Below are 11,214 nucleotides of genomic sequence, written 5' to 3'. Positions count from 1 at the left end.
ATGCCATAAGGGAGGGCGCATAAGGTTTCTTCCTTCTTCCTGATTGTCAGAATTTAACAGGCTTTTCAATTCACATATCATTTTCAGTTTGTTTTGTCAACTCCTAATACTGAACCGACGCCCTAGGATCTGGCTGTCTGTCTTTCCAACCCTTGACATTCCTTGCTGCGCCCCACTTCCAATTGCGGATTTCCGGCAAGTCTTCGCCGTGCTTGTTGATGTAATGCTTATGCTCGATCAAGTTGTCCTGCATCATCTGCTTGAGATAGTCTCCCTTACTACCCAAATGCAGCAGACGATCGACTACATCTTGCACCAGATGAAAGCGATCCAGGTCATTTTGCACCCTCATGTCAAGTGTACATAGATGAAGTTCTGTCCCGGTGTCGTACCCCAATGTCCGACCACTAATGGTTTGACGTGGGAGAGTTTCAGAGGCTCTTTCAGTAATGGATTGTCGTAGAGATAAATTTGCCCAACTGACAGATAGTTGGCGGCACGCCAGTAGGCATCTATTTTGTGGAGTAGTTCTGGGGAAAGAGTGTTTGTTTTTATGGTTAATTGCCCAATTTCTAAGCCCGATAAACCAGTCCGATCGATTGTGTTCACGGTTTTTCTCTCTTTATTTATCTTTATCGGGATTTGTATCTTTTATGACTAAAACAGAACAATTCGCGCGATCGACCACATGATTGCTGACACTACCTACGAAAAATTCTGCGATCGCAGAGTGGTCATGCCGACCTAGTACGATCAGATCGGCATTCCACTCTTGAGCAACACTAGAAATCGTTGCCCCTGGCTCACCAAAATTGTGTTGGTATTCAGCAGGAATATTTCGGGCAGTTGCGCGATCGCAGTATTCTTGCAACCAAGTTTTTGCCTGCTCAATCTGTAGCTGAAGCGTTTCGTCCTGGAGTAATTGAGAAAACCCAGTGTTGATTGGATAGATTCCAAATGTCCCACCTGACTGGAATCCTGGAGCGATCGCAGTCAAGTCTGCGAGGCAATGAAGGATCATCAATTTAGCTTGCTCTTGCTGCGCTAAATTGAGTGCGCGATCGAACACGATGGATGTCAAAGGAGAATGATTAATGGCAACTAGAATGCGTTTGAAGTTCATTATTTTGAGCCTTCAGGTTAATTTCATTGTTGACTAAATCTGCTATTTGTAAAAGTTGAATTATTTCCTTGCGGCTAGGATGTAAAGCTAGTTCCGGGGCTGAAATTTTTGCCCAAGATGAACGTAGCGCAAGAGCCAGTAAATGCTTAAGCCTAAATCCACAATTCCCTCACTCACGGATAGTAAATCTATTCCTGACTTGAGATTGAGGTTGAGATTTGGTGAAAGAATCGCGAACCCTAAAATTAGTCCAGAAATAATGGTTAAAGTAAACTGTATCCAAAATTCACTCTAGCCCAATGTTGGCAGTAAACTAGCAGTTGTGTGTCTCTCTAAAGGATGATATTTTGATTATAGGTAGCTAGATATAAGGCATTGCTTTCTAAATCTTTGCTTTGAAAAATAGCAGGTGTCTCAAACGGTGTCCATTAAAGATAGCCGTGCGAGGCAAGCAGTAATATTAGTAGCATCATCCCTCCATTACCCATCATTCCTCTCGTTAAGGACACACCAGTGGCAGTAATATTCGTGCCGCGATCGCTGCTAGCTATTGAATAGATGCGATCGCCATTGGAGTTAAAGAATACCCTCGCATCTTTGACATTAAAACCTTGCTATGGTATGATATACATGAATATAGCAAGATAGTAATTAGAATGCCGATCAATAACCAAACTGGGATAATTTACTGGGTTTGAGCGATCGCCTAAAAATCACGACTCACAGGAATGGCGATCGCAATACATTACTCCCTTGCGATCGCCTATCTTGTACGGTTTGTTAATGCAATGTAACGCAACCAAACTTTACCTCATGCTAATTGTTTGTGCGTTAATCTGCGCTAGGACACTCTACAAGGTTGCATTTTGCCAAATAAAGCTCTATTCAGGGATATTACCCTGTAAAAATCTTGTTATTACACTCATTGGTTGCTTTATTTCACAATTTATGTAATATTCATTTTGTATGGGTATTTATCCTGTGATTTACAAGATAATACATAGTTGGGCTGCTTTGCTTCGCTTGCACCTCTTTATGTTTGTATAACTAAGGCACTCAGCGGATGTTCATGGACAAGATAGAGTATAAAAATATCGTAGCAACATTGAATAAATCTGTATGAATATTGAGCCAGCATATACTTCTATTGGTAGCCTATTTGCCTATAAACCCATGTTCTTCATTCCAAAGTATCAAAGAGCTTATGCTTGGGATGTTGAATCTGTATCTGATTTTATAAAAGACTTGAAAAAGTGTTTTGACAAAAGGAAGTCAAATTTACCTGTAAACCATTTCTTTGGTGGAATTCTAAGCGTAAAACACTCTGTTCCAGGCACAGTTAATCAGCATAAATACGAAATCATTGATGGTCAGCAAAGAATTGCAACATTTACTTTGCTAGTTTCTTGCCTAGTAAAAAGCTATAAAGAATTGCAAGCAGAAGCAAATACATTGGGCGATGCTGCTAATGAAGCAATTATAAAAGGACGAATAGAGAAGTCATCTGAACGTTTTATAGAATTTAGCCAAGAAGTCCAGAGAGTGGTTACTCCTGTTGAGGTTTTAGAACTCTCTAGAGCAGATCAATCTTTTTATAAAGAATTAGTTCGTGACATCGATCCTTCTGCTGCCAGGGATTCTCATAAAAAAATTTTATATGCCTATAATTCCCTGAGAACAACTATTCAGTCAATCATTGCTTCTCATACTAGGATTGAGGATAAAATTGACGATCTTGAAATAGTTCAAAATATTCTGGACAATGACTTTACTATTCTCCACATGGTAACTGGCAGCCGAGACGATGCATTTCGGCTTTTTCAGGTCATTAACGATAGAGGTACTAATCTAACGGATGGTGACCTGCTAAGAGCTAAAACATTAGAGCTTTTAGAAGGTTTTAATCAACAACAGGACGCTGTTGAAAGAATGTGGGACGAAATACTAGCCGATCCTCCTACTGATACCAAGAATTATCTCAACTGGATTTATGAGTCCTGTCAAGGAAATAGACCTCAGCAAAATGCTTTGTTTGACATGTTTCTCGATAAATTCTTTCCTCAAAATCAGCAGATTAGCCTAACACTACACGATGCACAGCAGATTCATGAAACGGTAAAGAACATCCATGAGGATATCCTCAAGTGTAGAAAGCTCCTAAAAGGTCAGTGGTTATATCCCGAACAGCAGCCTATCACTGGCTGGGATAGGACTCGCTTAAATATTCTTTTAGTTGAACTTGGACATGATTTGTCAATTCCTTTATTTCTTGCAGCGGCTAAACTTGAGCATCGATTATTCTCCGAAATAGTTCAGATCGTCGAAAGAACTTTTTTCAGATACAAAATAATATGCAATCAGCACGCAACACCTTTGAAGGTGATTTACTATCAAGAGTCACTAGCTATCAGACAGAATCCGAATTCTTATACTATCTCGACTCTCAAAACAAAACTGCAAAATCTAATCATTACAAAGGCTATAGATTCAACATTTATAAATGCTCTTAATATGCTTGAGTATAAAGAGTCTGGTGGAAACAAACCACTTAAATATTTTCTTATGACAGTTGAATACTATTATCAATGGTACAAAAATGGTGCGACAGGAACACCTGTTTGTGTTGATAAAAGTAGGGTTTATGATTTTGCAGGAACATCTATTGAACATGTGTATCCACGTAATGCGGGTACTTCAGTTTTCGACTCTAATCTTGAGCCACTTAAAAATACACTTGGGAACTTGACAATTATGGATCCAGCCCAAAACACTTTAGGCGGGAATGATCCATTTACGAGTAAAGCATCGCTTTATAAACAATCTTCTGTTTTGTTGACCCAAGAAATAGGTGAAAAGACAATATGGTCACAAATCGAAATAGGTGACCAAAAGCAGCTTTTAATAGATGCTGCTCTTAAAATTTTTCTTCCATAATTTTAGCTATGCTGGTAAGCAGCCCAACACTTCACGGCAGCGGGCGGTCAAAAGTCGCTTGTCCTTGGTTCGAGGTTGTCTACCGCCGCTGCGTTTTGCCGTTAGACTGTGAAATCACAGAACTGTGAATCTTGAGGCTAATATCAACCAATTTGCATCCTTATTTCTGGCTTTCCAGAATTTTCTTCGCATTCAAAAGTTCTTGATGTTGCTCTTTACTGAGCGTAGGATACTTGAGGTTCAGTTCCTTTAACTGGGTGTAAATGATGCCCGCCACAACCAGACGAGTAAACCATTTGCGATCGGCGGGGATAATGTACCAAGGAGCATATTTTGTACTCGTGTGATTGAACATATCCTCATAGACAGCCATATAGTCATCCCAAAAGCTACGCTCTTTCGCATCATTCACAGAAAATTTCCAATTCTTTTCAGGGCGATTAATCCTTTCTAGAAAACGTTCTTTCTGCTCCTCCTTAGATACATTGAGGAAAAACTTGAGGACGATCGTCCCGTTATTGACCAGATGCTTCTCAAAGTTGTTGATTTCTTCAAAGCGGCGCTGCCAAATATCATTATCAATTATACTAACAGGGAGCGGTCGCTGCTCTAGGATTTCTGGATGCACTCTTGTTACTAAAATTTCTTCGTAATAAGAGCGATTAAAAATTCCAATTTTTCCTCTTTCGGGTAAAGCCTTAGAACATCGCCACAAATAGTCATGATTTAACTCTTCCGTAGATGGAGCTTTAAAGCTATGCACCTGACATCCTTGAGGATTAATCCCAGACATAACGTGCTTGATGGTACTGTCTTTACCAGCCGCATCCATCGCCTGAAAGATGATGAGCACAGCATGGGTGTTTTGGGCGTAGAGAACATCCTGATATTCAGCTAATGCTTCAATACCTTGCTTTAATTGACCTTTAGCTTTCGACTTTTTGAGGCGATCGGCTTTGTAGGCTGGGTCATAGTCTTTGGCAAGAGAAATTTTTCGTTCTGGTGGAACAATAAAAGGACGAATCAAATCGTCAAGATTTTCGATGGGAAATAGGTTTAAGGATGAATCTGTCATACTTTTAATTCTACCTTCTTAAGGTAATGTCTTGAGATAAGTGATCGCGTCAGCTTGTCATGAAGGCTTTGTATAGAACCCATTTGGGATCTTAGATATTGAGGTAAGATGAATTCGCAAGTGATTATTGAAGTTTTATCGAACTCTACAAAAACTGACGATCGCAGCGATAAATTTAAATTCTATCAAACAATTCCGACATTGCAAGAGTATATTCTGATTGACCAATCTCAGGTTTATGTAGAACAGTATTGTAAGTTGGAAAACAAACTGTGGTCGTACCCTCATTACCATGAGGAGGATGCGGCGCTAGTTTTTAATATATTTCAAGTAGAAGTGCTGCTTGTAGATGTCAATAGAAAAGTAGATTTTGCGCCGGAAAATGAGCCAGAAAATGAGATTGAAGAGAACAAAGAGGAATAAGGGCGATCGCTCCATCGCTAATGTCCACAGCTACACCTTCGCGCGGTTCCCCCAGCGAGATATATAGAACATCCGCTTCTTTATCGTAGAAACCTGTAATAGTTGTGGAATTTTCGATAATTTTTATTGTTTTATCCATATAATTCGCTTATTTGATGATGGCTGTTTTCTCCGGTAAGCTGTTGTGATAAATTTCTTGTAACAAAGACTCTTTCAAGCTTATACTAAAGTCATGAGAAAATTAATGTTTCTTAGAAGAAATATATCTTATCACTTATCGTTCAGTATTCGAGGCAAAAAATGGGGGGAATTTCAGAGACAAGCCGTTTGCAAGGACGAGTGGTAAAAATTCTTAGTGACAAAAGAGGCGGCTTCATTTCACCAGATGATAAAAGTGATAACCTTTATTTTATCGCTTCACAAGTTGAACACGATAAATTTGAAACTTTGAAGCCAGGAGATATCGTTACTTTTACTGTTGGCAAAGGTAAGGATGGCACGCTAGTTTTTGCTAATAAAGTACAATTAGTTAGCGCTGAAAAGACTCCTAAGGATTGTACAACAGAAACTCGCTTTCATGGTCATATCAAAACAATTTTTATCAACAGGAAATCGGGTTATATTACACTTGAGGATAGCACTCAAGACCTCTATTTTATTGCCAAGCAAGTAAAAGAGAATAGATGGGAAACTCTTACAGTGGGGGATGCAGTTACCTTTACTATTGGTGAGAGCCAAGATGGGAGACAATTCGCCAATAAAATCCAGCTTATTGATGTTGAGCAAATAGATCAAACTGATTATCCTGCTGAGTATATCTCAACGCCGATTACCTGTGATGAACTTAAAAACCAAATAATTGAGCAATTTAAGCGAATAGTACATACAACAAGTTCAAGTGAATTTGAGGACTTAACTTTTTTATTACTTAAAAATTTGGGCATTCATTATCTCTATCAATATGATAAGAGAAACCAAGCTGGTAGAGCCGATGGATTTTTCATTATTGGCAATCTTGCAGTAATGTATGATTGCACGCTTAGGGAGGGTTTTGAAGAATATAAAAAAGACCAAATTGAAAACTATATTAACAAGCTTGAGCAGGCTCAATTGACATTTAACCTTAGATCTTCAGACGGTGTACAAAAGAAAAAAACTCTGAGAATTGATGGCAAAAGCAAACAAGTTTGGATTATTACTCTAGGTCAAACCCGAGAAATCAGTGATTACGGTAATATCAAAGTTAAGGAAGTTTCCGTAAATCATCTTATTTGGCTACTTCAAGAGAGATTAAACCGAGATGTGATAGAAGAAGATGATTTGGCCCTTAATCTACTATCTCGTATAGAAAAGGTTATTCCTGCTTAAAGCAGTTGTGAATTGTAAGGTGGGCAAAAGCCCACCCCAATTCTAACTACGCGCCGACAGCTTCCTTGGCCGCGTACAACACCTCAGCATTAATCTTCTCAATCCCTCGTTCGCGGGCGAATTTCTCAGTATTTCGCTTCACCTTACCCCGCACAAAACCGGGGATTTTATTCAACTCCGCCTGTCCATCCTTCGTCCAATTCATATCAGAATCTGCCGAAATACCCTTGGTAATCACTTCCTTAGTATCGTGGCCGCCGAAGATTTCCAGCAAGTGGTCTTCCATTCCCAAAGTAAAGGAATTGTAGACCAAATCTACGCACTGATTTGTACCTTCATAACCCAAAAATGGCTTGTAGCCGATCGGGAAATTTTGGACGTGAATCGGTGCAGCAATTACACCGCAGGGAATATCCAACCGCTTACCGACGTGGCGTTCCATTTGCGTGCCGAAAATTGCCGAAGGTTCCGATGCGGCGATCGCATCTCCAATTTGCCCGTGATCGTCCGTCACCAGCACTTCATCACAATACTCGCTAACCTGTTCCCGGAACCAGTCAGCATCGTGTTTGCAGTACGTTCCTGCCCAGACAACGTGGATTCCCATCTCGCGAGCCAAAATCTTTGTCATCGCCGCAGCGTGCGTATTATCGCCAAATACGACGGCTTTTTTGCCGGTTAAGTTTTGGCAGTCGATCGACCTTGAGAACCAAGCAGCCTGCGACACAAACCGCGTTTGTTGGTCAATAAAATCTTCATAATCAACATCCGCACCTTGAGCATTCAAAACTTGCTGAATCTTCCGAATACAGCGCGCCGTTTCCACCACACCCATCGGCGTAATATCGACCATCGGCGTGCCGAATTCTTTTTGCAAATACTCCCCGGCCATCATCCCCAATTCCCGATAAGGAACCAAGTTAAACCAAGCCCGCGGCAGTCTTTTTAAGTTGTGAACCGAAGCACCTTCGGGAATAACTTCGTTAACTTCAATGCCCAAATCTGCCATCAAACGCTTCAACTCGGTGCAGTCGTGCTGGTTGTGGAAACCCAGCGTAGACATACCGATAATGTTGACAGATGGTTTTTCGCTTTTGGCTTCTACTAAATCGCCTTTTTTGCGAGCTTTGTTAATGTAAAATTGAACGATTTGATCCAAAGTGCGATCGGCAGCTTGCAATTCGTTGACGCGGTAATGGTTGACATCCGCCAGCAATACATCGCCTTTGGCATCCAATTGAGCTCGCTCCACGAAGTTTTCCAAGTCTTCTTGCAGAATGCTGGAGGTGCAAGTCGGAGTCAACACGATTAAATCTGGGTGTTCTTCTCTGTCTTTGCGGGTGATATTGTCCACCACCCGTTCCTGCGAACCCCGCGCCAGTACGTGTCTGTCAACGACGCTGGTAGTTACCGGAGTGAAATCCCGTTCCCTCTCCAGCATGGAACGCATGACGTTGAAATAGTCGTCTCCAATTGGTGCGTGCATGATCGCATGGACGTTTTTGAAGGAAGTGGCCACGCGCAAAGTGCCGATGTGGGCTGGGCCTGCGTACATCCAATAAGCCAATTTCATAGGTATTTTTCCTGATGTTGGTTGAGATTTGCCCGATCGGGCGATTACTGCTAAATTTTAAGGTTGTTTCCGATTTTCTCACCGGATGAATCCTTTAGAAATAATAACTTTCTGAAGATTTACAGATGAGAAAAATCCTCAAACGCTTTTGCTGGCTGGGATTTTACTCGCCCTTCCCACAATTTTACCTTTGTTTTATGGCAATAATTCTTAATGTATTGTCAAGTTTCGTTAAGAACCGGACACATCTTATTAACCTAGGATACCCCAGCCGCACCTGACCCCTAAATTGCTACAATAATTTTCGCCCAACTGCATTATTGACTTTTTAAACAACATCGAATACACTATTAATTAATCCACTATTTCCTCTGTCGCGAAACTTGCTTAATTAGGGGAAATATTGACCTAAAACAAATTCTTGACAAATCCCATGAAACTATCCAAAATTGACTTGAGCAGCGTCTTAGCTGTCGGTCACTCTAACGGCCAGTTAGGACTGTTGATCGATCGCGGCGCAGAAGTCGAATTTATCGAAATAGCCGCACCCGAAGCTGCAATGCACGGCCTGCAAATGGTTGATTTCATCGCCAATACAGATTCCACCGAACTCAATGGCGCTATTGAATCACCAGAAATTGCTCCCTGCGGCGAACCAATTGCTATGATTTCCGTAGATTCCCAAATGGCTAGAGCGATCGGATACAACGAAGAAGAGCAAGTTTTACAAATAGAATTTAGCAGTGGCTCAGTCTATCAATACAGCGACGTAGAACCGGAAATTTGGGAATCTCTGCAAGATGCCGATTCTACAGGCAGATTTTTTAACTCCGACATTAAAGGTTATTATTCGAGCCAGCGCGTAGATGAACCAGCGTAGTTAGAAGTTGCACCTAAAAGCGGTTTGAGCGAGGTGTAATAACTTGCCTATTTTCACTACAAACAAGCTAAATTCAAGCAATCTCCTCAAAGCTGAGATTGTTTTTTTAGGATCGTCTCCTTTTGGCAAAAAGCGTTTTTTTGCAGTGCGAGCTTCAGATATCGCGAGTCTCACAAGCGATCGCACTATCAAAGCAAAGGTGAGATTGTTTTTTTGTCAGCCGTGCGATCGATCCTTACATCAAATCCTTGCACAAATTCTCTATTTGTGCTTTTGTTTACCTAACTGCTGAGGTGACGAAAGCCCCAGGGCGCTTTAGAAAGCAGCAGCTCTTTCCTGTCAAGGCGGATCTTCCCACACACCCCAAAAGATAGCTCTTAAGCGATAATGAAGAATAACATAGGATTTACCAAGAAATTGGGTCTAAAGCCCCGTCCTTTTAGGACGGCTTTTCCTCTTTAAACTTATCAATCCAGTCCTCTACAAGTTGGGTCATTGTTTTTTCTTTCTGTTTGGCAATTCTCCGTAACTTCTCTAAGCGACTCACGGCAATGCGAATACTTAATCTTTGCTTCATCATTTGGCTACCCAATTGCTATCCATTATGGTATCATAATTAGCATGAAAACATTGAAGTTCAAGCTATATCAAAGCAAGTGGAATAAACACCTCAAGCGAAGCATTAATGCTGCTGGGGTGATTTATAACCATTGCATCGCACTTCACAGACGGTACTACCGGATGTGGAACAAGCACTTGAATTGCAGCAAGCTTCAAAGTCATGTCGCTCAACTCAGAAAGCGTAAAGTATTTTGGCAACAGGTTGGATCTCAGGCTGTGCAGGATATCTGTCAACGCATTGAGAAAGCCTACCAACTGTTCTTTAAACATCACAAGAAAGGAGTTAGACCACCTGGCTTCAAGAAAGTTCGCAGATACAAATCATTTACTCTCAAGCAAGCTGGCTACAAAATTTTAGGTAGCAATCGAATTAAAATTGGGAATCGCGTTTATCAGTATTGGAATTCCAGAGAGATAGAAGGCAAAGTTAAGACGTTAACCATCAAACGCACGACATTAGGAGAGTTGTTCATGGTTGTGGTCGTTGACAGCGTTGGAGAGCCTGAAACCAAAGTCGAGACGAGTAGAATCGCTGGCTTTGATTTCGGCTTAAAAACGTTTCTCACCTGCTCAGATGGAACAAAAATTGAATCGCCGCAATTTCTGAAACAGTCCCTCAGTGCTATCAAGAAAGCAAATCGTCAGCATTCCAAAAAACGGAAAGGCTCAGCGAACCGAGAAAGAGCAAGACTTAATCTAGTTCGCAGACACGAGGGCATAGCAAATCGTCGATCTGATTGGTTCTGGAAATTGGCTCACGAATTAACTGATAAGTTTGACGTGCTGTGCTTTGAGACTTTGAATCTAAAAGGAATGCAACGACTCTGGGGACGTAAAATCTCAGACCTTGCATTTGGCGAATTTCTCCAAATTCTCGAATGGGTAGCCAAAAAGAAAGGAAAACAAGTAGTTTTCATCGACCGTTGGTATCCATCTAGTAAAACTTGTTCCCACTGTGGACAAGTTCTGAAAGAGTTGGATCTGTCGGTTCGTGAATGGCGCTGTCCGTCCTGCCAAAGGGTGAACAACAGAGACGAGAACGCCGCGATAAATATTTGTGCGGTTGGGGCATCAACCGTTAAGTTAGGTGATGTTAGACAGGCTACGCCTGCAATTGCTGTTTGAGCTTAGAATCCCCTCGCCTGATAGCAGGGGAGTATGTCAAGAAAAAACCCTGGTTTATAGGAAAAAATCTGGGGTTTGTCAACGACTAGCAA

At 41.2% G+C, this 11,214-nt stretch carries 11 protein-coding genes; 5 read left to right on the top strand and 6 right to left on the bottom strand.

Annotated elements, in window-relative coordinates; translation table 11 throughout:
- Positions 1–103 precede the first annotated feature (103 nt).
- From IQ263_RS18070 to IQ263_RS29900, 4 genes are all read right to left on the bottom strand, one after another.
- Positions 104–346, bottom strand: coding sequence for a phosphoketolase family protein (locus tag IQ263_RS18070; protein ID WP_339384882.1), 243 nt, complete (start codon positions 344–346; stop codon positions 104–106).
- Between the two features lie 2 nt (positions 347–348).
- Positions 349–609: a phosphoketolase family protein gene (locus tag IQ263_RS18065; RefSeq protein ID WP_339384881.1), complete on the bottom strand. Its 261-nt coding sequence runs from the start codon at positions 607–609 to the stop codon at positions 349–351.
- A gap of 13 nt (positions 610–622) precedes the next feature.
- The gene (locus tag IQ263_RS18060; RefSeq protein ID WP_194068921.1) at positions 623–1,123 is read right to left on the bottom strand and encodes a universal stress protein; all 501 of its coding nucleotides are present in this window, start codon (positions 1,121–1,123) and stop codon (positions 623–625) included.
- An 87-nt stretch (positions 1,124–1,210) separates the two neighbouring features.
- Positions 1,211–1,402, bottom strand: coding sequence for a DUF3611 family protein (locus IQ263_RS29900; RefSeq protein ID WP_194068927.1), 192 nt, complete (start codon positions 1,400–1,402; stop codon positions 1,211–1,213).
- Between the two features lie 840 nt (positions 1,403–2,242).
- On the opposite strand from IQ263_RS29900, the gene IQ263_RS18050 reads away from it, so the two are divergent.
- The gene (locus tag IQ263_RS18050; protein ID WP_228050152.1) at positions 2,243–4,057 is read left to right on the top strand and encodes a DUF262 domain-containing protein; all 1,815 of its coding nucleotides are present in this window, start codon (positions 2,243–2,245) and stop codon (positions 4,055–4,057) included.
- Between the two features lie 160 nt (positions 4,058–4,217).
- Here the strand turns inward: IQ263_RS18050 and IQ263_RS18045 are convergent, their stop codons facing one another.
- Positions 4,218–5,132, bottom strand: a complete 915-nt coding sequence (locus IQ263_RS18045) for a polyphosphate kinase 2 family protein (RefSeq protein WP_194068919.1) — start codon at positions 5,130–5,132, stop codon at positions 4,218–4,220.
- Between the two features lie 108 nt (positions 5,133–5,240).
- Between IQ263_RS18045 and IQ263_RS18040 the strand changes: the two genes are divergently transcribed.
- Positions 5,241–5,555 (top strand): Uma2 family endonuclease, encoded by a 315-nt coding sequence (locus tag IQ263_RS18040; RefSeq protein WP_194068917.1) that lies wholly within the window; start codon positions 5,241–5,243, stop codon positions 5,553–5,555.
- A 300-nt stretch (positions 5,556–5,855) separates the two neighbouring features.
- Entirely contained in the window at positions 5,856–6,923 is a 1,068-nt protein-coding gene (locus IQ263_RS18035; protein ID WP_194068915.1) for a cold-shock protein, read from the top strand.
- A 46-nt stretch (positions 6,924–6,969) separates the two neighbouring features.
- On the opposite strand, the gene bchB is transcribed toward IQ263_RS18035, so the two are convergent.
- Entirely contained in the window at positions 6,970–8,496 is a 1,527-nt protein-coding gene (gene bchB / locus IQ263_RS18030) for a ferredoxin:protochlorophyllide reductase (ATP-dependent) subunit B (RefSeq protein WP_194068913.1), read from the bottom strand.
- 433 nt (positions 8,497–8,929) lie between these two features.
- Here bchB and IQ263_RS18025 point away from each other — a divergent pair, with 433 nt between their 5' ends.
- Positions 8,930–9,376, top strand: coding sequence for a KTSC domain-containing protein (locus IQ263_RS18025; protein WP_194068911.1), 447 nt, complete (start codon positions 8,930–8,932; stop codon positions 9,374–9,376).
- Positions 9,377–9,997: 621 nt separating this feature from the next.
- On the top strand, positions 9,998–11,122 hold the full coding sequence (locus IQ263_RS18020; RefSeq protein WP_194068909.1) for an RNA-guided endonuclease InsQ/TnpB family protein: 1,125 nt from the start codon (positions 9,998–10,000) through the stop codon (positions 11,120–11,122).
- The last annotated feature ends 92 nt before the right edge of the window (positions 11,123–11,214 follow it).

It is taken from the genome of Tychonema sp. LEGE 06208, from assembly GCF_015207505.1.
Lineage (GTDB): Bacteria > Cyanobacteriota > Cyanobacteriia > Cyanobacteriales > Microcoleaceae > Microcoleus.
This window is presented reverse-complemented; position numbering and strand designations above follow the sequence as displayed.